Genomic DNA, 25,058 nt, shown 5'->3' with positions numbered 1-25,058 from the left:
ATGTTATGAAACGTTTTCTGCGTTATTTTGATAATGTGTTGTTACCTTTGATTCAGATGGCATCCATTTTGACGCTGCACTAATCATGATAAGAAGTGCAATAAGAATAAATAACGGTACAACTGATCCACCGTTAAACATAATGTGATAGAACTGTGCTCCTAACACACCTCCAATTGCAGGTCCTGCAACCGGCACCCATGCATACTTCCAGTTCGATGAGCCTTTTCCTGCTATCGGAAGAAAGAAATGTGCTAAACGAGGCCCAAGATCCCTTGCCGGGTTAATAGCATAACCAGTAGTGCCTCCTAATGACAACCCAATGGCTACAATAAGGAACCCGACAATTAAAGGATTTAATCCTTCTGTAAATTGATTCGCTCCAATAGCAAGCAGCCCAAACAATAATACAGCCGTTCCAATCGCCTCACTAATTAAGTTAGATGGCGTATGCGCAATTGCTGGATCTGTTGAAAAAACCGCTAATTTTGCCCCTTGATCCTTTGTTTCTCTCCAATGTGGCAGATAATGAATAAAGACAATGCACGCACCAATAAATGCACCAATAATTTGAGCGATGATATACCCTGGAACTAAACTCCAAGAAAATTCTCCTACCGAAGCGAGCCCTAGCGTTACAGCAGGATTTAAATGTGCTCCGCTGATTCCGCCGACTGCATATACAGCAAAAGCTACGGCAAATCCCCATCCAAATGTAATGACAATCCAGCCTGAGTTTTCAGCTTTTGACTTCTTAAGTACGACGCCGGCTACAACCCCTCCACCAAAAATAATTAAAACCATTGTACCAATTAATTCAGCTAAATAGACACTCATACATCTCTCCCCTTTCTTGGAAGCGGTTACCGATGGGTACAAAAAAAGAGACAACTTTTTGCGAGGTACGATCTTAATAGATCACATCTCGCAAAAAGCTGCCTCTCAATTGAACTCATCAGCTTCAATATAAACTTGCCTATAATATACATGACTCTATGAATCTTGTAAAGAGGTCTTTAAGAAAAGGAATATATTTTCAGAAAAATAAAATAATATTCGACTTTTTTATGAATCTCTAGTACACTACTATTTATAGGAGGTGGTACGAACAACTTCTAATCCCTCATCTAAGATCCTTCATCAAGACATTAAGTTCTTCATCTGTTAATTCACGCCATTGTCCATATGGCAGTCTATCTATTGAAAGGTTCATAATTCGAACGCGACGAAGTCTTGTCACATAATATCCGAACTCTTTTGTCATGCGTCTAATTTGACGATTTAAGCCTTGCTTTAAGATAATTCGAAACGTCATTTCATCGATTCTCGTAACAGTACATGGCTCTGTCACTTGATCTAGAATCTCAACACCACTCGCCATACCCTTTAAAAATGAATCAGGATAAGGACGGTCAACGGTTACAATATATTCTTTTTCGTGACCATTTTCGACTCGCATGATTTTGTTTACAATATCACCATCATTCGTTAAGAGAAGCAGGCCTTCAGAATCTTTATCCAGACGTCCAACAGCAAAAATCCGTTCAGGATAATTCATGTAATCAATCAGATTATTTTTGACCTGCCTTTGGGCCGTACATACAATGCCCGTTGGTTTATGTAACAAAAGGTAAATATTTCGTTCCTTCATCGGAACCGGCGAACCATCTAATAAAATACAGTCATCTGTATCAACAAATGTATCTTTTGTCGCTGTTTTACCATTAACCGTTATTCGACCAGCAGCCAATAGCCTTTCTGTTTCTCTTCTTGAGCAATAACCAGTGTTGCTCATATATAATTGAATTCTCACATTTACAGGTCCTCTCTTATAAAGGGTCTCGATCTATTTTATCATGTGAATGTGATCTCTGTTTATACGTCTATTATTGCAACCGCTTTCATAAATTAAATCTTGGACAAGCGATGTTCAATACATTTATATCAACTTACTTAGGAGGAGTTTACATGGTCTACAAAAACCCAAACACTGAAGGCGCACTCATTCACTTTAAGGATCGTTACGAAAACTATATCAACGGAGAATGGACACCTCCTGCAGGTGGGAAATACTTCGAAAATATTACTCCTGTAACCGGACAGGTGTTTTGCGAGGTTGCTAGATCTTCTGCTGAAGATATTGAGCTAGCACTTGATGCAGCGCACGCCGCAAAGGACAGCTGGGGGAAAACGTCTCCGGCAGAACGTGCGAATATTTTAAATAAAATTGCTGATCGTATGGAAGAAAACCTTGAAATGCTTGCTGTAAGTGAAACATGGGAAAACGGTAAAGCTGTCCGTGAAACCTTAAATGCCGATATCCCGCTTGCTGTTGATCATTTCCGCTATTTCGCTGGCGTCCTTCGTGCTGAGGAAGGAAGCATTTCTCAAATTGACGAGAATACAGTCGCTTACCATTTCCAAGAGCCTTTAGGCGTTGTCGGACAGATCATCCCGTGGAACTTCCCTCTTCTTATGGCAACTTGGAAATTGGCACCGGCGCTTGCTGCAGGAAACTGCGTTGTATTAAAGCCAGCCGAGCAGACTCCTGTTTCAATCTTTGTTTTATTAGAGCTGATTGAAGATCTGCTTCCAAAAGGGGTATTAAACGTAGTTAACGGTTTTGGTGTTGAGGCAGGTAAGCCGCTTGCTCAAAGCAACCGTATTGCTAAAGTAGCATTTACTGGAGAGACAACAACCGGCCGCTTAATTATGCAGTATGCTTCTGAAAATATTATTCCGGTCACTTTAGAGCTTGGCGGCAAATCTCCAAATATTTTCTTCGCCGATATTATGGATAAGGATGATGCGTTCTTAAATAAAGCGGTAGAAGGCTTTGTCATGTTTGCCCTAAATCAAGGTGAAGTATGTACATGCCCGTCCCGCGCCCTCGTTCACGAATCCATTTATGATGAATTTATGGAGCGTGTCATTGCTCGTGTTAAAGAAATCAAAACCGGAAACCCGCTAGACCCAGATACAATGATGGGTGCACAAGCTTCACAAGAGCAGCTTGAAAAAATCCTTTCTTACTTGGATATTGGAAAACAAGAAGGCGCCACTTGCCTTGCCGGCGGCGGACGCAACCAGCTTGAAGGCGATCTAGCTAACGGTTATTATGTTCAGCCAACTGTCTTTGCTGGAACAAATAATATGCGTATTTTCCAAGAAGAAATTTTCGGCCCTGTCGTTTCAGTTACTACATTTAAAGATGATGCAGAAGCTTTAGCCATTGCTAACGATACGTTATACGGTCTTGGAGCAGGTGTATGGTCACGAAATATAAACACAGCCTACCGCTTCGGACGTGAAATCCAAGCTGGACGTGTCTGGACGAACTGCTACCACGCCTACCCAGCTCATGCTGCATTTGGCGGATACAAAAAGTCAGGTATTGGTCGTGAGAATCATAAAATGATGCTAAGCCACTATCAGCAAACGAAAAACCTGCTCGTTAGCTACAGCGAAGATGCACTTGGATTCTTTTAAATCTAGAACGGAGGGATGCTGATGGTTGAGCGTGTTGTAGCAACCGACGCGACTCTAAAATTCATACACTACCTAAAAGACATTCACGGACCTTTGATGTTTCATCAATCGGGGGGATGCTGCGATGGCAGCTCCCCGATGTGCTACCAACAAGGAGAATTGAATATTGGCGATCAAGATGTACTGCTCGGCCATATCGCCGATTGTCCTTTCTACATTGCCAAAGATCAATATCAATATTGGAAGCATACGCAGCTTATTATTGATGTTGTGGCAGGCCGTGGCGGCATGTTTTCATTAGAAGGACCTGAAGGTAAAAGGTTTCTAACGCGGTCACGAGTGTTCACAAACGAAGAAAGAATCGAATTAGGATTAACTTAATACAAACAGGAGAATTGGTTTTTATCACCAATTCTCCTGTTTTCCATAACAATATTTTCGCTTCACTACATTGCTTCTTTTTTCTTATCATTAATTGAATGAATCGTTGCTGGCTCTTTTTGAACAGGTAGAGAAACAGAGACTGTGGTACCTACTAATTCTTTACTTTTAAAGGTAACCATCCCTGCCATCGCCTCAATAATGCGAATCGATACCATTGTCCCGAGGCCTGTTCCTTTGTCTTTCGTAGTGTAAAATAAAGAACCAATCCTGCTAAGCTCTTCTTTATTCATTCCTTTTCCTGTATCAGAGATATGAACAGTCACCATGTTACCAGTCTGTTGAACAATCAAACTGACATTCCCGCCATTAGGGGTCGCCTCAATCGCATTTTTGACAAAATTAATTAAAGCCTGCTTCAATTGATTTCTGTCTGCCTTAACTAAAAGCCCTTCTTCAATATCATGCAGTTCATTTAAATGTACTCCCTCTTTAATCGCATACGGCTGAAGCAGTGCCTGGATTTCTTGGACAGTCTCTAGCAGCTTCACATTTTCAACACTTTTCAATTCTGGCTTCGCAAAGCTCAAGTAGTCATTAATAATGTTTTCTGCCCGACCTAATTCATTGAGTACTAAAGAAAAATATTGTTGATTCGTGCTCTTGTCATCTTCTTTCATTAACTGCAGAAATCCTTTCACTACCGTTAGAGGATTTCTCACTTCATGAGCAATCGATGCGGCGAGTCCCGCTAATGTGTTAAATTTCTCCGCACGAATAATTTCTTCTTGCATTCGTCTTCGTTCATTAACGGCTTCATGCAAGAGTGTGATGAATCCTGCCGCAATGATTATCACCAATACATAATAAAATAAGTAGCTTGCTAAGACCGATTCGTCCATAACCGGCAACGCATGCTGACTAACTAAGATCATTGTAATCGTCACCTGTATAACTACCGGGACAAGTGAGAGCGCAATCGTAAATAATACCTTTTTCCATTTTGTCACCACTTGCTGATACTTGGCTTGAAAAAAATAGGCGGCTAGTGCAGCAGATGTAATACAAAGATAGGCAAATGGTAAATGGTCTCCGCCGTAAATGGTTCTTGTCAGCATTAAAACAGCGAATACCACCCAGCCTGTCCTCACTCCTCCATACAAAAAAGCACAGACGACAATCACATAGCGCAGGTCCCAATACAAACCGAATGTTTGGTAGGAAAATACGATGCATAATACTCCAGCCAGCATGTAAAATATCATCAAAAAAGGAAAGCGAGGTTCTTTTTTTCCATTTGAAATGACACTATATATTAGAACAGGAGATAAAACAATTAGAACTTGTAGTAATAACTTCTCTATGATCATCTCTCAATACCCCTAGTTTATATTTTTCTTTTTCGTACATTCGACATAGAGTGAGTGATTCCTTTAACTTTCCTCACACAATTTTCGACAAATTCTGAAACTAAGGTCCTAAAATAAAGAGCTGCCCTAAAGCACAGCTCTTTTGATCATAGGATATGGACTCTATTTTTTTATGAAGTATTAGGCGTACAGCCTTACTTTTAATCCCCTTCGTATAATTTCTGATAGTAGCCTCTTTGATGTCTAAGTTCTTCATGCGTTCCTTGTTCAATAATCTTTCCATCTACTAACACAAGAATTTTATCTGCCTTCTCAATTGTATTCAATCTGTGCGCAATAACAAAGCTCGTTCTTCCCCTCATTAATCTAAAGAGCGCTTCTTGTATCTTCAACTCTGTGACAGTATCAATACTGCTCGTTGCTTCATCTAAAATCAGGATCGAGGGATCAGCTAATAAAGCACGAGCAATCGATATAAGCTGCTTTTGCCCTTGACTGATTCCTCCCCCGTCTTGAGAAAGGATCGTGTCATATTGTTCCTCTAGGTGAGAAATAAAGGAGTGAGCATTTGCTTCTTTGGCTGCTTGTTCGACTTCATCATCAGTCGCATTTAATCTCCCATACCGAATGTTCTCTCTAATCGTTCCCTCAAATAAAAACGGGTCTTGAAGAACATAACCCAGCTGCCTCCTTACTTCTTCTCTGTCATACCTGTTCACCTGTTCTCCATCAAACAAGATCTCCCCTGAATCCGGGTTATAAAAACGAGAGATCATATTAATAATGGTTGTTTTCCCTGCTCCGGTCGGCCCTACGAACGCAGCGGTTTCACCTGATTTGACAGTGAAACTAATGTCATCAATAATTTTCTCATCTTTTTCATAAGAAAACGAGACATTCCTAAAGTCTACATTCCCTTTAAACTGAGGTACAGGCAGGCTGTCTTTTTGATCTTTTTCTACCGGCTCATCAATGATTTGAAAGACTCTCTCAGCCCCTGCAACTGCTGAGAGAAGCGTGTTGAACTGGTTAGCTAAATCATTTAACGGTCTAGTAAACTGTCTAGCATATTCAGCAAAAATAACGATGACCCCTATCGTAATTGCATCTTGAAGAACGAGCACACCGCCAACACCTGCAATGACTGCAAAGCTCAAATTATTAAGTACATTCATTACCTTTGGAATAAATCCAGAGTACGTTTGAGCCCAAAACCCAGATTGCTTTAATTTCTGGTTCTTCTCTTCAAACTCGCCAATGACCCTCTCTTCTTGAGAGAACACCTTCACCATGGATTGCCCTGATACAGTTTCCTCAATAAATCCATTTACATCACCTATATTTCGCTGCTGCTCTTTAAAAAAGACACTTGTTCTTCTTGTTATCCATTTCAGCCCAAGCACCATTACTGGAATAATTAGAAGTGTCAAGACTGTCATTAATGGACTTAAGTAAATCATCACTCCTAGGATGCCAATAAACGTTAATACACTTGAGAGAATTTGGATCACGGAACTATTTAAAGTAGAACTGACATTTTCCATATCATTTGTGACACGACTCATTAATTCCCCGTGCTGCCTCTTATCAAAGAACGGAATCGGCAGCTTTTGAAGATGTGTGAATAGGTGCATCCTTATTTCGTACACAGACTTCTGTGCTACCTCCACCATCCAGTAATTTTGCAGCCAAATGCTCACTGAGTGCCCAATATAGATAAGAAATAAGAATACCAGCAGTGTCGTTAGACCGTTTAATTCATTTGTCACAATAAATCGATCAATCGAAACTCCGACTAGAAAAGGACCAAGCAAGCTCAGTACCGAACTTGCTACCACCATAAGCACAACAAGGAAAAGCTTGCCCTTATATACGGCTAAATAAGACCAAAGCCTAGACAATGTGCCTGACCAATCCTTCGCTCTTTCCTTTTTCTTGCCCTTTGTTGCTGGTTCACTCGCTCTCCAATCAATTGGTTGATACTTAAATGGCCGAGTCAAAGGATCAAACATGGTGTATCTCCTCCTTTCCTAGCTGAGATTGAGCGATCTGTTGGTAAAGATCTGAGTACTTTAACAGTTCTTCATGCGATCCCTCAGCAAGCATCCGGCCTTGATCTAAAAGGAAAATCCGGTCAGCTGCCATCGCGGTCTTTATTTTTTGTGTAATAATAAGGGTCGTACAAGGGTATTCTTCTAATGCTTTCAAAAACTTTCTTTCTGTTTTCATATCAAGCGCACTTGTACTATCATCGAGCAGCAGGATACGCGGCTGCCGGATAAGAGCTCTGGCAATCGAAATCCTTTGCTTCTGCCCTCCAGAGAGATTGACACCCTTTTGCCCAATTCTTGTTTCATATTGTTTTGGTAGAGCAGTAATCGTATCGTGAATTTGAGCCGCTTTCGCAGATGCCTCCATCTCTCTTTCTGTGCTCTCTTTTCTCCCCCAGCTTAGATTCTCTTTTATAGAACCTGTAAACAAAAGAGATTCTTGCGGCACATAACCCATCATCTGGCGCAGCTTACCCATTTCCCATTCCCGCAAGTCGATCCCGTCAATAGAAATGGAGCCTTTTTGTGGATCATACAGCCTAGGAATGAGCTGGAATAAGCTCGACTTCCCTGAACCCGTTGCCCCTAATATAGCGACTGTTTCCCCTCTTTTCACATAGAAGGAAAGATCCTTTAATACATCTTTTTGGCTTCTTGGATAGTTAAACGTTACATGATTAAATTCGATATGTTTATCACTCTGTTTACTTTGTTCAATAGCTGTCTCAATATCTCCGTCTTCCATTCCTGTTTCAGTTGAGAGAACCTCATCAATACGGGCCGCTGAAGCTCTTGCTCTTGAAAAGACGATGATGATCATTGAAAATACCGTCAAAGCTGAAGTAATTCTTGTTGCATAATTAATAATTGCCACTACTTCACCGACTTGAGCTTGATTAGCTCCAACATCGATCGCTCCAAACCAGAGCACTCCAATAATCGTACCGTTCATTAACAATAAAAGGACAGGCATGGTCACTTCCATTAACCGCAGCGCTTTTATCGTCTGATCTTTTAATTGTTCATTGTCCTTGTTAAATCGTTTTCCTTCATGGTTTCTCCGTACAAAAGCTTTTATAATACGTATCCCTTTTAAATTTTCGCGCATGACATGATTCAGTTGATCCAGCTTATTTTGTACTTCACGAAACATGCTGCCGCCCTTTTTCATCATCCAAATAAGAAAGAAGATAAGAATTGGGATTGTGACCACAAGAAATAACGCAAGCTTTGCATTCACCACAAAAGCCATAATGGTGCCTCCAATGACCAGCAACGGGGCTCGCATCATAATTCGCAAACTCATAAATATCGTATTTTGAATTTGTGTCACATCATTTGTCATTCTTGTAATAAGAGACGAGGTTTCAAAATTTTGCAGTTTAGAATAGGCAAATGACTGTACTCTTGTATACATGCTCTGTCGTAAATCAAACCCTGTGCTTTGCGACACATGGGCAGCATAAAAAGAATTAATCACTCCTGATAGAAAAGCCAAAAATGACATTCCTATCATAATAAGCCCCCACCTTATAACAATATCTATATCCCCAGCAACAACACCTTCATCAATAATCCTTGCTAATAGAAGGGGATGAAAAAGTTCAACTGCTAGCTCTACTAACATTAGTACAATGGCAATCCACATCGGGAATCGGTATGGCTTAATAAACGTAAAAATCTTTCTCATGTTCAGACACCCCAGCTTTTTCTTAGTAAAACGAAAGATTATTTTCTATCATACCTCAAAATAAAGATTTCCACTAATTTGAATACACAGAAAAGTGATCAGACAATGGGAGCCTGATCACTTCTCTTACATATACAAAGAAGCAAGAATAATCGCTTGTGCATCTCCATATAGCTTGGGATAATCAGAAAAAGGAAGCGGGTTTTCCCCTAATCCGAGCTCTACTGTAAACCCAGGTCTTCTCCACTGCTCAATAAACCAATCCTTGTACCCTGCATAACTATCAACATATTGAATTGGTCTAAATCCGCTAACCCTTGCAAACTCTCCTACCATCACTTCAGACTCAGGCGGTTCTAACCCTTGAAATCCCCAAAATATAACCTCTCCTTGTGTATGAAAAGCGAGAACCCGGCTAAAATCACTTTCTATTGTAAGTTCTGCAATAGCTATTGATTCCGGTTCTGTTAATGGAGCATACCCAGGAAAATCTCTAGGTGCAGGCTGAGCAGGCTTTGTCGCAGCTTCTTCTTCCCAATTAGCTGGATACTGATTATTCAAATCCACTCCCTGAATATTGGCTCTCCAGCCGGAGAAATCGGTACTCCCGTTATTTATTTCAAGCACATCGCTTCTATATGGCTCCTCGTCCGGAAGCCCATCAATGACTAAATCGACTCCATCAGGATTAACCATTGCGACAATCGATAATTCTACTTCATTATAAAATGGCAGAACAGGTATCTCTCTTATCGTTTGCTGATTCGTCATGGTAAGCAGGTACTCATTTAAGAAATCTACTAATACAGGCGTTGTAATCCATTCATGAGCATGGAAAGAGCCATTCAAATGAACTCGTTTTGGACCATTACCCACCTTAATTTCTTCGATCGGTTTTCCCATGAGACTCCTTCCTATCACTCTTCTTCTGATAAAGGGGTAGATCTCAGTTAATTGATCCAAGTCTGCAGTCATTTTAGAGAAGCGATAGTCATCTGTTATATCAGCTATTTTAGCTGTGACTCTTCTTGGAAGAAGTAAATTAGTTCCAACTTGAAGCATAGTAGGGTTCGTTTGCTGATTTAGCAGAAAGATAGAATCGATTGGCAGACCAAACTCTCTTGAAAGCGTCCAAAATGTATCTCCTGATTGAATGGTGTAAGATTGTATCGTATATCCTGGGATTCTTGCCAGTGCTCCAACCTGCAAGGCATTAGGGTTTACCCCACCATTTGAATCAATCACTAATTGGAGCGGAAGCCGAAACAACTGGCTGTAGTACCATAAATTATCTCCTCGTCTAACCCGAACAAGCATAGGTCTCCCTCCATCCCGCCAATAGTCGATATAACAGAATATGAGGCCGTGCGCTAATTCATGAGTTATGTTTTCAGCTAGCTCCTATACAGACCATTCATATAAAGCTCTGTCAGTTGTTCGCTTAACTGTTTAATTGAATGACGACATTGTCCTGTGACACATTCCCACATGAACATCTCATTGGCATAAAACCATCCCCTTGCAATAAGCGCTGCGTCAAGACGCGGCGAAGCTAATCCATTTGTCTGAGCGAAGGTGATATCTTTTGTAATGCTTTTAATAAAACGCTCACGGATCTCATTCCACTTTTCATCAATGACTTCAGATGAGCCTCTTGCCTCTTTTAATACGCTCATTAAGCGGCTTTCTTTTTGGGCAAGTGTGAGAAACAATTCAACCTGTTCTCTAATACTACTTGCTGCTTCTTTAGTTGAAACGGGTGTAAAAGAACGTTCTCCCACTTCATAAAAGGCATCCATTAATTCATCAACAAGCTCTATAAATAATTCGTCTTTATTCCGAAAATAAACATACGCAGTGCCATATCCTAATCCGGCATGTTTAATAATTTGAGAAATGGTCGTTTTCACAAATCCCTGTTCAATAAAAACGTCTTCGGCAGCTTGAAGCAGGCGCCCTCGTGTCTGAATCGCCTTCTCTTCCCTTGCAGATCGTTTCTTCATTGCAGTCTTCCTCCTAATAACTCTCTCATTCATTTAACTGACATAATGTCATTGACGCCATGTCAGTTTCTCTTATACAATAATATCAAAAGTATTCTTACTTTTCACTCGATAAGTTTATCAGTGAAATAAGGAGGACCATAATGACAAAACAATTAACATCCAACAACGCACTAGAGCTTGATCAACAAGATCTACTTGCACGTTTCAGAGAAGAATTTTATTTAAATAAAAACAGCATTTACTTAGATGGAAACTCGTTAGGACTACTATCTAAGCGGGCAGAAAAAAGCCTGCTGGACCTGTTAGATTCATGGAAGACACTGGGAATAGACGGATGGACTGATGGGAACAATCCTTGGTTCTATTTATCAGAAACAGTAGGAGATAAGATGGCTCCATTAGTCGGAGCAGCACCTGAAGAAGTGATTGTAACCGGTTCCACAACAACCAATCTGCATCAATTAGTTTCTACGTTTTATAAGCCGGTTGAAGGTCGTACAAAAATATTGGCTGATGAATTGAACTTCCCAAGTGATATTTATGCGCTGCAAAGTCAAATTACGTTAAAGGGTCTAGACTACCACGATCATTTAATTGAAGTGAAGAGTAAAGACGGCCACACTTTAAATGAAGACGACATTATAGAAGCGATGACTGAGGACATAGCGTTAATCTTGCTTCCAAGTATTCTTTATCGGAGCGGGCAGATTCTAGACATGAAACGTTTGACCAAAGAGGCTCATAAGCGCAACATCCTTATTGGATTTGACCTTTGCCACTCGATTGGTTCGATCCCTCATAAATTAAGCGAATGGGATGTAGATTTTGCTTTTTGGTGCAACTATAAACACTTAAATGGCGGCCCGGGCTCTGTTGGAGCACTATATGTGAATAAGAAGCATTTCGGTACAATGCCAGGGTTAGCAGGCTGGTTCAGCTCACATAAAGAAAAGCAGTTTGATATGGAGCATACCCTTACACCAGCTGATGATGCAGGTGCTTTCCAAATTGGAACTCCTCACGTATTAAGTGTTGCGCCGATCCTCGGTTCTCTTGAAATATTTGAAGAAGCAGGCATTGGACAAATTAGAGAAAAATCACTAAAGATGACTCGATTTATGAAAGATGTCATGATCCAAGAGCTTGATGGGCACGGCTTTGTATTTAGAAACCCGGATGAAGACGAGCGCCGCGGAGGCCACTTATATATTGAACATCCAGAAGCCGCTCGTATTTGTAAGGCATTGAAAGATAAAGGAGTAATCCCTGATTTCCGTTCGCCTAACGGAATTCGTTTAGCACCTGTAGCCCTCTACAATTCCTATATGGATGTATGGACCAGCGTGCAGATCTTAAAAGAAATTATGGACAATGAACTCTATAAAAAGTATGAAAACAAGCGAGGTGTCGTGGCCTGATGAAGGATAATCAATGGATTGATATTTCACAGCCATTAGATGAGAAACTCGCCCATTGGCCTGGCGATACCCCTTTTCACTATGTGACCGAATATACAAAAGAGCAAACAGGTTCAGTGAATATTGGGAAGCTGACAATGAGCTTACACTCTGGTACACATATTGATGCCCCTTTCCATTTTGATAATGACGGGGCTCGCGTACTTAACCTTGATATTAACCGGTATACAGGCACTGCTCGTGTGATTAATGCATCTGCTTTTGAGAAATTAGACGAGCATGCCTTCAGCCAATTTGACTTATCAGGTGTCACAAGAGTCCTTGTTAAAACATCGGTTCCTAATAATCCTGCTCACTTCCCAGAAGACTTTCCGTACGTGACTCCGTGCGGGGCCGACCACCTGAAACAATGCGGGATCCAATTAATCGGCGTTGATGTGCCGTCAGTGGACCATCCGGTTAGTAAGGAGCTAGAAGGACATCATGCCTTGCTTAAAAATGATATTGCGATTTTAGAAAATATTATGCTCGATCATGTAGAAGACGGTGATTATGAATTAATTGCCCTTCCTCTTCCTATTAGAGAAGGGGATGGAAGTCCTGTACGGGCAGTTATCCGCAAACAATCTTAGATTCTAAAGGAGAATGAACATGACAAAAGAGTCTTATTCAACTAAAACGACAGCCAATGAAAAAGGCATCCATACTGATTTCATTAATAATATGACATATGGTGAATACCTTAAACTCGATCAAATCTTATCTGGACAAGAGCGATTATCTGACCATCATGATGAAATGTTATTTATTGTCATTCATCAGGTCAGTGAACTTTGGATGAAGCTTATTCTGCATGAAACAAATGCAGCGATTCACTCTATCCAATCAGGTGATATGCAGACGTCCTTTAAACAGCTTGCTCGTGTATCTAAAATTCAATCACAAATTATCCAAGCGTGGGATGTATTATCTACTCTGACACCAGCTGAATATATGGAATTCAGAGATTCACTTGGTCAAGCTTCAGGCTTCCAGTCGTATCAATACCGTTTAATTGAGTTTGCTCTTGGCTACAAGACGCCTCATATTTTGAAGATTTATGAAAAAGATGCTGAGCTTCACAAGCAATTAAAAGAGGCTTACGAAGGTCCTGGACTGTATGATGTAGCTATTGATGCGCTGGCTGAAGCTGGATTTAAGATTAATCCTGAAGTGTTGAATCGTGATTACTCAAAACCATATGAAGAAGACGACAGCGTAAGAGATGCTTGGCTTACTGTCTATCGTGATGTAGAAAATTATTGGGATTTATATCAGCTTGCTGAGAAGTTAGTAGACATTGAAGATTGGCTGCAGCAATGGCGTTTCCGTCATATGAAGACCGTAGAACGTATCATTGGCTTTAAAGTAGGAACAGGTGGATCTTCCGGGGTTAATTACTTGAAAAAAGTTCTTGATCAACGTTTCTTCCCTGAGTTATGGAGTTTACGAACTGAAATCTAAAAACATACTAAGGGGGAAATAAGATGGGAGAACATCGAGAGCAATGGTCATCTAAACTAGGATTTATTCTCGCATCAGCCGGGGCCGCGATCGGCCTTGGCGCCATATGGAAGTTCCCTTATGTAACAGGCACGAATGGCGGAGGAGCGTTTTTCCTCCTCTTTATTGCCTTTACACTTCTGATTGGACTTCCTATGCTGATTGCGGAATTTGTAATTGGACGCGGGTCAAAAAAGGAAGCGGTTACAGCGTACAAAAAGCTTGCACCAAACAGCGGCTGGACATGGATTGGTAAGTTCGGTGTGCTAGGCTGCTTTCTCCTTCTTTCGTTTTATAGTGTGGTGGGAGGATGGGTATTAACCTATACAGTCCTTGCCGTTACAGGTCAGATTATCGGCAATACACCTGATTACGGGGCTTTATTCGGCATGGTTACCAGTACAGCATGGATAGGACTACTCGGGCTCTTTGCTTTCATGCTTATTAATGTACTCGTTTTGTCTTTAGGTATTAAAAACGGAATTGAGAAAGCAAATAAGTTTCTTATGCCTTTGCTGTTTGTATTCTTTCTTATTTTAGTTGCACGTTCACTGACCCTTGAAGGCGCAGGTGAGGGGGTTCGTTTCTTCTTACAGCCAGACTTCTCTAAAATAACAAGCGAAGGTGTGCTTTATGCGCTAGGACAATCCTTTTTTGCCTTAGCTGTCGGGTTTTCATGTTTAGTTACATATAGTTCGTACCTTGATAAAAAAGAAAGCATTCCATCAGCAGCTACGTCTGTTGTCGGAATGAACCTATTTGTCTCCTTACTTGCAGGACTTGCTATTTTCCCGGCTATCTTTGCCTTGGGGTTTGAGCCTACAGAAGGACCTGGTCTATTGTTCATTGTCCTGCCTGCAGTCTTTGCTGAAATGATTCTAGGTGAACTTTTCTTAGCTTTATTTTTGCTGTTATTTCTCTTTGCTACCCTTACTTCTTCTTTTAGCTTACTTGAGATCATCATTTCTGCTTTTACAGAAAGCAATCAGCGCAGTCGAAAGAAAGTAACTGGATATACTGGACTGGTTGTATTTCTAGCAGGGATTCCAACCATTCTCGGATTTGGCTTGCTATCAAATGTCACGTTCTTTGGAAGACCGATTTTTGATGCGACCGACTTTTTAGTAAGTAATATCATGCTGCCGCTTGGCTGCTTATTCATCGCTTTATTCATTTCCTTTAAAATGGAGAAGCGTTTAATGGAGCAGGAATTTTTGAGCGGCAATGGTTTAGCTAAAGGATTCTTTTCTTTATGGATCTTCTTAATGAAATATATTGTCCCTATCGTAATTATCATTGTATTCATTAATACGTTAGGAATTGTTTAATCGAAAAATGCTCAAAAAAAAGCCCGGTCACTCTTGTGATCGGGCCAATTCCATTAATACCTCTGTACAAACTTCAAGCTGATCAATTTCAACATATTCGTCCACAGCGTGTGCTTGATCTAAATCACCTGGTCCAAAGACAATAATGTCCTTATTTCCATTTCGTAAGCTGATCATGCTGACATCTGTATAAGCAGGAAATCCCGTTTCCTTGATACGCTCGCCTTTAATTTTTTCATAGCTCTGTGAAAGCATTTTAACAAGCGGGCTGTCAGCATCCGTCTCAATAGGAGGCCTTTGCCAGCCGTAATGCTTGATGAGTGCTTTCGTTCCTGGTACGGACTCGCACCCTTCCCTTACACATGCTTTCATAATGGCATTTGCTTCTTCCTTTGTCATCGGCGGGACGAGGCGGAAATCCAGTTCGACGCGGCATGACCCTGCGACCATATTGGTTTTATGCCCCCCGCTGATACTCCCGACTGAGATCGCTGGCTTACCGAATATCAGATGATCATAAGGGAGTGCTGCGACCTGCTGCTTTAAGCGGCTGATCACTTCAGAAGCAGCATGTACAGCGTCTGCTCCTAAGTGGGCATTGCCGCCGTGCGCACTCTTTCCCTCAACATTGAGTTCATACCAAATCGTTCCTTTATGTGAGGTCGACATGGTGAGGCTCGTTGGCTCCATTGCTACTAATAGAGCATCCTCTGGAATGAGATGTTCTTTTTCTAAAGCGACAGCCCCCTTCATATAAGGACCTTCTTCATCAATGCTTGCGATAACAACGACATCCCGTTCTAATTCAACCTTCGTCTCAGCTAGATTCTTTAAAGCTATTAAGGCACAAGCTAAACCGCTTTTCATATCACAGGCGCCTCTTCCATAAAGCTTCCCATCCACAATTTGACCGCCAAAAGGGTGGTACGTCCAATCTCCTTCAACCGGCACCGTGTCCATATGACCGATGAAGACCAGGGGACGACTCGTCTTCACCGATGCGTGATAAGCGGCGATAATATTACACCGTCCCTCTTCTACCTCATGAACACTCACTTCAATGCCATCAATTCTTCTCAACCACGATTCAATATATCTCGCACAAGCCAATTCATTTCCGGTTGGGTTTTCTGAAGGGATTTGAATGAGTTCCCTTGTTAAGTTTACGACTTCTGTTACGCTCACACTTATCACCACTCCATTTTGTATTTCCTATAGAGCTTCTCTTTTTGTATCGATTTCATCATCTGCAAGCTCAGGATGATACAATTTGTTGTATTCGTTTCTAGCCGTATCAAATCGACTGACTACCTCTTTGTCTGTTCGCTTAAGCATCAAGCTGATTCCTATAAAGAGAACCGTATTAATTAGTAATCCCCACACACCGGCATGGAACCCGAGAGGATTTTTTAATACTGGAACAAATGTGAATAAGAGAACGACTGCAATACTGACTACAAGCCCCCAGATCGCCGCTGTAGGATGAGCACGACGCCAGCTGATTGCTCCAATGGTAGGTACTAAGAGCTGAGCCGTCCCTGCAAGTGCTGCAATCCCAATCGTGACAAGAACTCCTGGTACAACAAGAGCCATAACATATGCAATCAGTGAGAAGACAATTAATGACCAGCGGCCTACTTTAATGATACTTTCTTGGCTCGCTTTAGGATTTTGATAACGTTTATAAATATCCATTGTTACAATAGTTGAGATTGCATGGATTTGTGAGTTCGCTGTCGACATCGCTGCTGCTGCACCAGCTGCTAAAATAAGCGATGCCAAGGCAAATGGCGCATACTCCATCAACATGACCGGAAGAATTTGGTCTGGGTTTGCCAGCCCCGGCTCGAGCAGCACCCCTGTAAAACCCGCAAGAAGCGATCCCATATAGGCAATGGCCGCAAAGCCTAATAAAAACGGCATTAGGTTAAACAGCTTCCCGCTTTTTACCGAATACATTCTAAGCCAAATCTGCGGTCCCATAAACGCTCCGATTGCTGTCACTGCGAATAAACTGAACCACATCGGATAGCCCATCGCACCTTGCGGGCCAGGAAGCGTGAGGTGTTCTGGACTTGTTGCTAATAAGCCCTCAAATAAACCGCTCGGCCCGCCGACATGCTGCGAAATATAAAATCCCGCATACATCATCCCAAAGAATAACAGCGCTCCGTAAATAATATCGGTCCAAGCAACGGCGCGGATTCCACCTACCCATACATAGGTTACGATGATGAAATAAAACATTAATGCTGCTAACCAAAAAGGTATAACTCCGCCTGAAGCTACCTCAATCAAGTAGGCGCCCCCGGTTAATTGAATTTGCAAATAAGGAATCGTAAATACGAGCAAGATTCCAGCGACGATCATCCGCAGCTTTTCATTATTGTAGAAATCCCCTAATAAATCTGATGCGGTGATGTAATTAAATCGCTTCCCTAAGAACCAGACCCGTTTTCCAACCCAATAGTACATAAACCCAAAGAGTAAATTCCAAGCAAGAGCGGTTAAATAAACAGGACCATTTGTATAAAACGTAGCGTTTGAACCTAAAAACGCAAAGGAGCTCCACCAAGTTGCTGCTACGGTAAAGAAGACTGCAATCGCACCCATTCCCCTGCCTTGAATAAAGAAATCCTCACTTGTCTTGGTCGATTTCGTTGCAGCGAAGAACCCAACGACAAGCGGAATAATCATAAATGCCGCAATAATTAATACGCCTATAGTCAACTTGCATCCCCCCTACATCTCAACTGATATCAGCCTCTTTACTTTCAGCACTGCCCCAATTTGTCATATAGCCAATGAAAAATAATCCGGTGAGTACAAACCACCATACTAAATTCCAAAACAAGAAAAATGGCATTCCTAAAACAAACGGTTCCGTCGTATTCGCTAATAAGATAAGCGGCGTCTCAAGTACGATAAAGCATAGGATGATCAAGCTGTACAAGATTTTCTTCTTTTTAGGATATCGTTTAAACATCAACCGTCCCCCCTTAAATGAAGTGCTCTACTTCGCAGCTCTTTTTAAAACCGTCTGATACAATAGCTCTGTACCAAGTGTAATATCATCGAATTCTGCACTCTCTTTTGGGTTATGACTGATCCCATCTTTACAACGGACAAAGATCATGCCGTAATCACATACGGTCGACATCGCTAAAGCATCATGGAATGGTCCGCTCATTAATTCAGGGACAGAAGTTCCAAACATCTCAATCGCAGAAGCACGCATATCATTCATAATCGTTTCTGCACAATATCTAGGATCACTCTCTGTATCAACACGGATCGTATGGGTTACTTGATGTTTCTCACAAATATGATCAATGGATTGATAAAGAGCGGCTTCAATATCTCTCCTTCTCTCGAGGTCAATATCACGCAGATCAATGGTCATCCGAACTCGTTCTGGAATGATGTTTCTCGAGTTAGGGAATACCTCCATTTTTCCAACCGTCGCTACAGTCGGTGCTTCCGGATCCATTGTTGCAAGCTCATTTAACGTCAGAGTAACTTCAGCTGCCGCAACGAGTGCATCTTGACGATAAGACATTGGAACAGAGCCCGCATGTCCGGCAAACCCTTGAATGTCTAACGTCAGCCAGAGCGGACCAGATATACCTGTCACAATTCCAACCGGCACCTCGCTGCGATCAAGGATCGGTCCTTGTTCAATATGCAGCTCAAGAAATTCACCAATCCGCCCCTCTGGGTAAACAGATTTTGCTAATTCATCTGGATTGCACCCAAACTCAATTAAGGCTTCTCTGCGTGAAATCCCGTCCTTATCCACCCGATCAAGCTCTCCCTTTTCTAGCTGATTCAAGATGCCTCTTACTCCGAACAAGCCTTTATCAAAGCGGCATCCTTCTTCATCACTGAATGCGATAACCTCTATTGTACGATTAGGCTGGACCCCTTTCTCTCTCATTGTTTGTACAACTTCAAGAGCACCAAGAACTCCAATGACTCCATCAAATCTGCCGCCATACGGCTGACTATCTATATGAGAGCCTACGACTAGGATCGGAAGGCTGTCATCAGCGCCTGCCCATTGCCCGATTAAGTTCCCAAAATCATCTATTTTCGTCTCGAGACCAGCTTCTTCCATCCAGCCTTTTACTTTTAGGACAGCTTCTTTATCTTCTTTTGATAAGGTAAGTCTGCATACTCCAGTTTCAGCAATCTTCCCAATTTCAGCGAGCTCCTCAATGCGTGACTGGAGTCGTTCCTTATTTACGGTTAAGTTTGAAGCGGTGTATGTGGTTTTCATTCTGATCCCCCCAATAAAAGTGTTACCTTTATTCTATTCTAAATATTCAAATATTTAATTGTACAAGATGTTTCTAAAATAACGAGAATGATTTGACACTTTGTAAAAATGACTGCCTTAGATAGCGTCTGTGGTGTCAGATCATTTAACAATTAGTCCGATTTGGTTCAAACAGACTAAAAAATACCCTATCATCACCTGATAGAGTATTTTCGCTTAGCCTAATGTCTTCATATAATCATGCAGCTGATAGATAATGGTTGATAGAGTATCAAGCGTTTGGGCAGCATTCTTAACAAGCTCAGTCTGCTCAGTTGTCAGCCCTCTTATCGTCGATAAACTATCAATCATCTGTTCTAAGTTTCCTTTAATGAGTGTAATGGATTCATTAATTTTATCTGAGGAAGCTGCTGTCTCCTTAGAGATCGTACGAACTTCATTTGCAACAACAGAGAATCCCCTCCCAGCATCACCAGCTCGTGCCGCTTCAATATTAGCGTTTAAACCTAAAATATTCGTCTGTCTGGAGATCTTATTCATCAATTCAAGAATATGATTAACCTCTTCAGAATTCTCTTTTGATCTCTCAGACAGCTGATATAATTCATTATTCGTCTCTTGAAGCTGATCAGCTTGAGAAATGATCTGTTCAATTAACTTCTGAATGCTCACTGTTATGTCATTGAGCTTCTCTACATTTTTCTCCATTTTCATTAATACTTCAATATTATAAGCCATCCCTATGGCCCCAATCACTCTGCCATCGTTCATGATCGGCGTCGTTTTCCCAAAGAAATGAATGCCGTAAACCTCAAACGGAGGCCGCCCCATCTCGCCCTTTCCATTTAAAGCACTTTGAATGACTGGATCTTCTTTAGATACAGGGTCACCGGTTTTATTACCAAGAACTAGATTAGGGTGATCTAGCTGCAACAACCATGTTTCATGGTCACATATAGATATGGCAATTTCTTCTTTAGCCGCCTTTTGAATAAATGGAGCTGCTGTTACAATGGAATCTAATATTTCTTGATCTGTTTTACCCGTACTCATTCTTCCACCTCATCCACTTTTACACCATACAATAGATATAGGTAAATAGTTTTATAATCTATTGATATCATGTCTTTGCGGTAAGTACAAGATAAAACAATTATTACTAGAAGGCAGGCCTTAAATGAAGGCTTACTAGAGGGATGCCGGCTGATGCGTTTCTTCTTTATACTTTACTAACGCGCGCTGAAGCATATCTAAGCCATCGTCAATTTGCTCTTTTGTCACGCTAAGCGGCGGGATCATTCGAATGACCTCTCCTTCATTGCCGCATAGATAAAATAAAACACCTTCCTGCAGGGCTAAATCTAATATCCTCAGCACTGCAGCTCCATCTGGCTTCTTTGTGTGTGGCTCAATGATTTCTATCCCAATCATCAACCCGACACTACGAATGCTTCCAATCATCTCATACTTCTCTTTTAATAAATTGAGCCTCTCTCTTGCATAGGCACCGACTTCTCTGGCGTTATCTAATAGATTTTCTTCTTTTAGAACGTCTAAAGTGGCTAATGCAGCTGAACAAGCTATCGGGTTTCCTCCAAAGGTTGTTCCGTGGCTTCCAAGCGGCCATTGCTGCATGAGCTTGTGATTTGCTACCGTTGCACTAAGCGGCAAACCTGAAGCAATTCCTTTAGCAATTGCCATAATATCTGGAGTGACCCCGAATGTTTGAGCCGCAAACCATTTTCCTGTGCGGCCAAACCCTGTTTGGACTTCATCAAATATCAGCAGTATATCGTGACGGTTACAAATCTCCCTTACCTTAGCTAACCAAGAGGCAGGCGGGATTATATATCCTCCTTCTCCAAGAACGGGCTCTAAGATCACCGCTGCTACTTCCTCAGGTGATACTTGAAATTTAAACAGGCTCGTAAATTCTTCTTCTAGCAGCGCGCACGCTGACGATTCTACCACTTCACCTTCCTCATCAAGAATTCTTGGATCAGACGGATTAAAATAAGGAACCTGGTAAGTTAACCCATTTGGCTGAAGGAATTTTCGATACTTACTTTTAGATGTGCTTACCCCAAGTGACCCTTGTGTCCGGCCGTGAAAGCATCCTGTAAATGAAACGACATAGGGCCGCTTTGTCACAAATTTAGCTAATTTTAACGCCCCTTCAATCGCTTCAGTCCCGCTGTTTGCAAAAAAGAAACAATCAAGATCACCCGGCAGGATATCAGCGAGTTCATCTGCTAATTTTAAAATCGATTCATATTGAACGACACCAATCGGCCCATGTGTTAATTGATCAGCCGCTTCCTTAATAGCCTGAACAACCTTCGGGTGGCGGTGTCCCACATTCGTCACCGCAATTCCTGATGTAAAATCCAAATATTTCACGCCATCTACCCCGTAGTAATAACAGCCCTCTTCCTTTACAACAGGCAAATTAGGATGATCTTTTGCCATGCTTGGTGCTAATCGTTCAGCTGACTTTTCTCGCAGGTAACTCCAATCCGCAGTACTCATATGCCTCGCTCCCTTTCATAAATAATTGATGATCCGTTCACTTAGAAGAAAAAGACATGCGCCATGAACACAATAATCGGCAATGTAATAATCGTACGCTGAAAAAATACAATGACTAGATCAAGCAGGCTCAAAGGAATCTTTGAGCGAAGCAGTAAAATTCCAATCTCAGACATATAGATAAGCTGAGTCATTGAAACGGCTGCAATAACAAAGCGCGTTAACTCACTTTCAATACCGCTCCCCACCACAGCAGGCAAAAACATGTCTGCAAAGCCTACGAGTAACGCCGGGGCAGCAGCTTGCGCCTCAGGGATTCTAAGTAATTCTAGGATCGGTACAAAAGGATAGGATAAATAAGTAAAGACAGATGTGTATTCGGCAACAATTAAAGCAATCGTTCCTAATGCCATGACAAGCGGGATGAGCCCAAACCAAATATCTAAGACATTTTGAAAACCTTTTGTTGCTACACCTTTCACACTTTTCACTTTTGAAGCTGTAGCTACAGCTCTTTCTAACGCCCACTGTCTGCTCGTTTTCCCCTCAGGCACTTCTTCTGAAATTTGTTTCCCAGCCCCCTCATAGTACGTATCCGCTTTTCTTGAGAGCGGCGGAATTCTAGGACAGATAATGGCTGCAATCAACCCTGCCACGATAACCGTCAAATAAAATGGAATAAACATATAATCAAGACCGATAAAACTGATGACGACTAAGCTAAACGCGATTGATGCAACAGAGAAATTCGTCGCAATGACCGCTGCTTCGCGTTTTGTATAGAATCCTTCCTCATACTGCTTTGTGGTTATAAGCACCCCTACCGTACCGCTTCCCATCCAAGAAGCAACCGCATCAATGGAGGACCTGCCAGGAAGACGGAATAAAGGGCGCATCACTTTTCTAAGTGAAGTTCCAATAAAGTCCATTAATCCAAACTCCAGCAATAAAGGCATAAGAAGGCCGGCAAATAGAAACCACATCGTGAGTACAGGAACTAATTCATACAGAACTGTCCCTCCTGTATAAGCATCCCAGATAAAGGCAGGTCCTATTTCAAAAATGACCATAACGGCAAACAATGCCCCTGCTGCTCGCATCACCAGCCAAAAGCCGCTGACATGAAACAAGCCTTTTAAAAAAGCAGAGTTCATGATCCATTGAGGCTTGGCTACGTTTGCTGCGATTGTTAATACAACCGATAACAAGAGCACTGCTACCATAAAGGCTGGGAGATAATCAGCAGTTATTCCCTGAGCAGTTTCAGCTAAAATTCCGACTCCAATGGTCCATTTCCCACCATAATTTAATGGAATAAGAAATAGAAACAAGCCCACTATTGATGGGATAATGAATTTCAACTTGTTGGTTGTGGTCATCGTTTCTTCTCGTTCAAACTCTGAAACTAAAATCTCCTTTTTCTCTAACTCCATAAAAGCACCTCACCTTACCCTTTAGTTTTAGACCTACATGCTTCTCTAGATGTGTAACTTTTTATAATGCAATAAATGTACCAATTAATCATTTTATTTTATATTTGCTTAATTTTCTGACTATTGTAGGTTGACTGACACCTAAATATTTTGCCATCTCAACAGTGGTCCTATATTGAGTTTTAGCTTTTTGGAGAACCTCTCTCTCGACTCCTTCAAGGATCTCAGGCAGCGTCTTCTCTTCTAGCTCTAAAGCTTGTCCATACGGAAGATAATAAGATTCAGGCAAATCATTAATTGTAATGATTTCTGAAGTAGAAACAACTACGAGCCTCTCGATTAAATTAATGAGTTCTCGAATATTTCCTGGCCACGGCTGCTTAAATAATTGCTGTTTCACCGCATCATCAAGCAGCCTGCTGCGGTTATATTTCTTTGAGAACTGTTCAACAAAATGGTCTAGCAGGGGGAGAATATCGGTTGTTCGCTCCCTTAGCGGCGGTATACGGATTGGAACAACATTCAATCTAAAATAAAGATCTTCTCTAAACTTCTTTTCTTGAACTAACTGCTCTAACGGCTGGTTTGTTGCAGCAATCAGCCTGAAATCAACTGTTCTCGGCTTCGTACCCCCTACCCGGTAAAACTGTTTTTCTTGGATAAAACGTAAGACCTTTACTTGTAATGGAAGGGACAGCTCTCCTATTTCATCTAAAAAAAGCGTTCCCCCTTCGGCTAGCTCTGCTAAACCAAGCTTTCCTTTTTTATTTGCACTGGTAAAAGACCCAGCTTCATACCCAAAGAACTCTGATTCAAAAAGACTTTCAGGAATAGCACCGCAGTTCACTTCAATAAACGGCTTATCACAACGCCCGCTCTCTCTATGAATAAGCTTTGCTAAATGAGTCTTCCCTACACCCGACTCTCCTAGAATGAGAACGTTCACATCAACTTCCGCCACCTGTTTTGCGACAGATAAACATTTTTTCATTTCATAAGAGCTCCCAACAAAGCCAGTGTTTTTCATCTGCTGATTACGCAGTACCTCGATTTCATTTTTTACCCTTTCCATCTCATCTTGCATCTCAGCTAAAAAATGCTTCATATTCACCATTTCAGTAATGTCATGAGAATACGATGCAATTCTGTATACCTCGCCTTCTTCATCGAAAACAGGCACTCCGGTTATTAACAACTTTCTACCTTTGTTTGTCGTTTGAATAATATTGACACGATCCTTCTTTTTTAACACAAGAGGAGTCACGATTGGAGTAAAAACCCCTTGTCTTTCTAGGTCATATACAGAAGCCCCTACAATCTCTCTCTCCTCTATTCCATATAATGCTTTTGTTTCTTCGCTCACCCTTAAGATTTGACCATTTTTATCTGTTACTAGTAAATCATCTTTCAGTGCGTTTAAAATTTCTTCGCTTTCTTCCGCTTTTCTCATCCTCATGTTCTATCCTCCTGAGTTTTATTCATCTATGAATAATTAATTATTTTATTTTTATGTATTTTCAGAATTTATCTTATTGTACACTG

Annotated in this window: 21 protein-coding genes; 6 read left to right on the top strand and 15 right to left on the bottom strand. The window is 41.4% G+C overall.

Annotated features, from left to right (window positions below; all coding sequences use genetic code 11):
• Window positions 1-3: 3 nt before the first annotated feature.
• A complete protein-coding gene (locus PQ478_RS02635) occupies window positions 4-837 on the bottom strand; it encodes an MIP/aquaporin family protein (protein ID WP_289235756.1) in 834 nt (277 codons plus the stop codon).
• Between the two features lie 286 nt (window positions 838-1,123).
• Window positions 1,124-1,813 carry a pseudouridine synthase gene (locus tag PQ478_RS02630; protein ID WP_289235755.1) on the bottom strand — a complete coding sequence of 230 codons (690 nt, stop codon included), beginning with the start codon at window positions 1,811-1,813 and terminating at the stop codon, window positions 1,124-1,126.
• Window positions 1,814-1,968: 155 nt separating this feature from the next.
• Between PQ478_RS02630 and adh the strand changes: the two genes are divergently transcribed.
• Both adh and PQ478_RS02620 read left to right on the top strand, forming a co-directional pair.
• On the top strand, window positions 1,969-3,489 hold the full coding sequence (adh, locus tag PQ478_RS02625) for an aldehyde dehydrogenase (protein ID WP_012957480.1): 1,521 nt from the start codon (window positions 1,969-1,971) through the stop codon (window positions 3,487-3,489).
• A 21-nt stretch (window positions 3,490-3,510) separates the two neighbouring features.
• Entirely contained in the window at window positions 3,511-3,870 is a 360-nt protein-coding gene (locus PQ478_RS02620) for a DUF779 domain-containing protein (RefSeq protein ID WP_289235754.1), read from the top strand.
• Between the two features lie 65 nt (window positions 3,871-3,935).
• Here PQ478_RS02620 and PQ478_RS02615 read toward each other — a convergent pair whose 3' ends face one another.
• The 5 genes from PQ478_RS02615 to PQ478_RS02595 form a co-directional block, all read right to left on the bottom strand.
• On the bottom strand, window positions 3,936-5,240 hold the full coding sequence (locus PQ478_RS02615; RefSeq protein WP_289235753.1) for an ATP-binding protein: 1,305 nt from the start codon (window positions 5,238-5,240) through the stop codon (window positions 3,936-3,938).
• A gap of 200 nt (window positions 5,241-5,440) precedes the next feature.
• Window positions 5,441-7,252, bottom strand: coding sequence for an ABC transporter ATP-binding protein (locus PQ478_RS02610; protein WP_289235752.1), 1,812 nt, complete (start codon window positions 7,250-7,252; stop codon window positions 5,441-5,443).
• Window positions 7,245-8,981 (bottom strand): ABC transporter ATP-binding protein, encoded by a 1,737-nt coding sequence (locus PQ478_RS02605; RefSeq protein WP_289235751.1) that lies wholly within the window; start codon window positions 8,979-8,981, stop codon window positions 7,245-7,247. The genes PQ478_RS02610 and PQ478_RS02605 overlap by 8 nt, the downstream gene beginning before the upstream one ends.
• A gap of 126 nt (window positions 8,982-9,107) precedes the next feature.
• Entirely contained in the window at window positions 9,108-10,298 is a 1,191-nt protein-coding gene (locus tag PQ478_RS02600; RefSeq protein WP_289235750.1) for a M14 family metallopeptidase, read from the bottom strand.
• A 77-nt stretch (window positions 10,299-10,375) separates the two neighbouring features.
• Window positions 10,376-10,984 (bottom strand): TetR/AcrR family transcriptional regulator, encoded by a 609-nt coding sequence (locus PQ478_RS02595; RefSeq protein ID WP_289235749.1) that lies wholly within the window; start codon window positions 10,982-10,984, stop codon window positions 10,376-10,378.
• Between the two features lie 143 nt (window positions 10,985-11,127).
• On the opposite strand from PQ478_RS02595, the gene kynU reads away from it, so the two are divergent.
• Genes kynU through PQ478_RS02575 form a run of 4 tightly spaced genes read left to right on the top strand, consistent with a single transcriptional unit; the run spans window position 11,128 to window position 15,275 of the window.
• Complete coding sequence (gene kynU / locus PQ478_RS02590; RefSeq protein ID WP_289235748.1) at window positions 11,128-12,405, top strand: kynureninase; 1,278 nt, start codon at window positions 11,128-11,130, stop codon at window positions 12,403-12,405.
• Window positions 12,405-13,037 carry an arylformamidase gene (gene kynB / locus PQ478_RS02585; RefSeq protein ID WP_289235747.1) on the top strand — a complete coding sequence of 211 codons (633 nt, stop codon included), beginning with the start codon at window positions 12,405-12,407 and terminating at the stop codon, window positions 13,035-13,037. The genes kynU and kynB overlap by 1 nt, the downstream gene beginning before the upstream one ends.
• Window positions 13,038-13,056: 19 nt before the next feature.
• A complete protein-coding gene (gene kynA / locus PQ478_RS02580) occupies window positions 13,057-13,908 on the top strand; it encodes a tryptophan 2,3-dioxygenase (RefSeq protein WP_012957471.1) in 852 nt (283 codons plus the stop codon).
• Window positions 13,909-13,931: 23 nt separating this feature from the next.
• Complete coding sequence (locus PQ478_RS02575) at window positions 13,932-15,275, top strand: sodium-dependent transporter (RefSeq protein ID WP_022629775.1); 1,344 nt, start codon at window positions 13,932-13,934, stop codon at window positions 15,273-15,275.
• Window positions 15,276-15,302: 27 nt separating this feature from the next.
• Here the strand turns inward: PQ478_RS02575 and PQ478_RS02570 are convergent, their stop codons facing one another.
• The 8 genes from PQ478_RS02570 to PQ478_RS02535 all read right to left on the bottom strand — a co-directional run bounded on the left by PQ478_RS02570 (window position 15,303) and on the right by PQ478_RS02535 (window position 24,972).
• Window positions 15,303-16,460, bottom strand: a complete 1,158-nt coding sequence (locus PQ478_RS02570; protein ID WP_289235746.1) for a M20 family metallopeptidase — start codon at window positions 16,458-16,460, stop codon at window positions 15,303-15,305.
• A 27-nt stretch (window positions 16,461-16,487) separates the two neighbouring features.
• Window positions 16,488-18,005, bottom strand: a complete 1,518-nt coding sequence (locus PQ478_RS02565; RefSeq protein WP_289235745.1) for a sodium:solute symporter family protein — start codon at window positions 18,003-18,005, stop codon at window positions 16,488-16,490.
• Between the two features lie 19 nt (window positions 18,006-18,024).
• Window positions 18,025-18,261: a DUF3311 domain-containing protein gene (locus tag PQ478_RS02560; RefSeq protein ID WP_012957467.1), complete on the bottom strand. Its 237-nt coding sequence runs from the start codon at window positions 18,259-18,261 to the stop codon at window positions 18,025-18,027.
• Window positions 18,262-18,288: 27 nt separating this feature from the next.
• A complete protein-coding gene (locus tag PQ478_RS02555; protein ID WP_289235744.1) occupies window positions 18,289-19,554 on the bottom strand; it encodes a M20 family metallo-hydrolase in 1,266 nt (421 codons plus the stop codon).
• A 216-nt stretch (window positions 19,555-19,770) separates the two neighbouring features.
• Entirely contained in the window at window positions 19,771-20,607 is an 837-nt protein-coding gene (locus tag PQ478_RS02550; protein ID WP_289235743.1) for a methyl-accepting chemotaxis protein, read from the bottom strand.
• Window positions 20,608-20,742: 135 nt separating this feature from the next.
• Window positions 20,743-22,083 (bottom strand): aspartate aminotransferase family protein, encoded by a 1,341-nt coding sequence (locus tag PQ478_RS02545; RefSeq protein ID WP_289235742.1) that lies wholly within the window; start codon window positions 22,081-22,083, stop codon window positions 20,743-20,745.
• Between the two features lie 41 nt (window positions 22,084-22,124).
• Window positions 22,125-23,516, bottom strand: a complete 1,392-nt coding sequence (locus tag PQ478_RS02540) for a YjiH family protein (protein ID WP_022629768.1) — start codon at window positions 23,514-23,516, stop codon at window positions 22,125-22,127.
• 88 nt (window positions 23,517-23,604) lie between these two features.
• On the bottom strand, window positions 23,605-24,972 hold the full coding sequence (locus PQ478_RS02535; protein ID WP_289235741.1) for a sigma-54 interaction domain-containing protein: 1,368 nt from the start codon (window positions 24,970-24,972) through the stop codon (window positions 23,605-23,607).
• Window positions 24,973-25,058 lie beyond the last annotated feature (86 nt).

Origin of the sequence: Alkalihalophilus pseudofirmus, from assembly GCF_029094545.1 — a bacterium.
GTDB classification, from domain to species: Bacteria; Bacillota; Bacilli; order Bacillales; family Bacillaceae_D; genus Alkalihalophilus; species Alkalihalophilus pseudofirmus.
The sequence above is the reverse complement of the archived record's forward strand: the minus strand, read 5'-3'. Positions and strand labels throughout refer to the sequence as shown.

Excerpts from the sequence above, each read along its gene's own strand:
- PQ478_RS02635 (WP_289235756.1), bottom strand. The coding sequence starts at position 837 with ATGAGTGTCTATTTAGCTGAATTAATTGGTACAATGGTTTTAATTATT.
- adh (WP_012957480.1), top strand. The coding sequence starts at position 1,969 with ATGGTCTACAAAAACCCAAACACTGAAGGCGCACTCATTCACTTTAAG.
- PQ478_RS02620 (WP_289235754.1), top strand. The coding sequence starts at position 3,511 with ATGGTTGAGCGTGTTGTAGCAACCGACGCGACTCTAAAATTCATACAC.
- PQ478_RS02615 (WP_289235753.1), bottom strand. The coding sequence starts at position 5,240 with ATGATCATAGAGAAGTTATTACTACAAGTTCTAATTGTTTTATCTCCT.
- PQ478_RS02610 (WP_289235752.1), bottom strand. The coding sequence starts at position 7,252 with ATGTTTGATCCTTTGACTCGGCCATTTAAGTATCAACCAATTGATTGG.
- PQ478_RS02605 (WP_289235751.1), bottom strand. The coding sequence starts at position 8,981 with ATGAGAAAGATTTTTACGTTTATTAAGCCATACCGATTCCCGATGTGG.
- PQ478_RS02600 (WP_289235750.1), bottom strand. The coding sequence starts at position 10,298 with ATGCTTGTTCGGGTTAGACGAGGAGATAATTTATGGTACTACAGCCAG.
- PQ478_RS02595 (WP_289235749.1), bottom strand. The coding sequence starts at position 10,984 with ATGAAGAAACGATCTGCAAGGGAAGAGAAGGCGATTCAGACACGAGGG.
- kynU (WP_289235748.1), top strand. The coding sequence starts at position 11,128 with ATGACAAAACAATTAACATCCAACAACGCACTAGAGCTTGATCAACAA.
- kynB (WP_289235747.1), top strand. The coding sequence starts at position 12,405 with ATGAAGGATAATCAATGGATTGATATTTCACAGCCATTAGATGAGAAA.
- kynA (WP_012957471.1), top strand. The coding sequence starts at position 13,057 with ATGACAAAAGAGTCTTATTCAACTAAAACGACAGCCAATGAAAAAGGC.
- PQ478_RS02575 (WP_022629775.1), top strand. The coding sequence starts at position 13,932 with ATGGGAGAACATCGAGAGCAATGGTCATCTAAACTAGGATTTATTCTC.
- PQ478_RS02560 (WP_012957467.1), bottom strand. The coding sequence starts at position 18,261 with ATGTTTAAACGATATCCTAAAAAGAAGAAAATCTTGTACAGCTTGATC.
- PQ478_RS02555 (WP_289235744.1), bottom strand. The coding sequence starts at position 19,554 with ATGAAAACCACATACACCGCTTCAAACTTAACCGTAAATAAGGAACGA.
- PQ478_RS02550 (WP_289235743.1), bottom strand. The coding sequence starts at position 20,607 with ATGAGTACGGGTAAAACAGATCAAGAAATATTAGATTCCATTGTAACA.
- PQ478_RS02545 (WP_289235742.1), bottom strand. The coding sequence starts at position 22,083 with ATGAGTACTGCGGATTGGAGTTACCTGCGAGAAAAGTCAGCTGAACGA.
- PQ478_RS02540 (WP_022629768.1), bottom strand. The coding sequence starts at position 23,516 with ATGGAGTTAGAGAAAAAGGAGATTTTAGTTTCAGAGTTTGAACGAGAA.
- PQ478_RS02535 (WP_289235741.1), bottom strand. The coding sequence starts at position 24,972 with ATGAGGATGAGAAAAGCGGAAGAAAGCGAAGAAATTTTAAACGCACTG.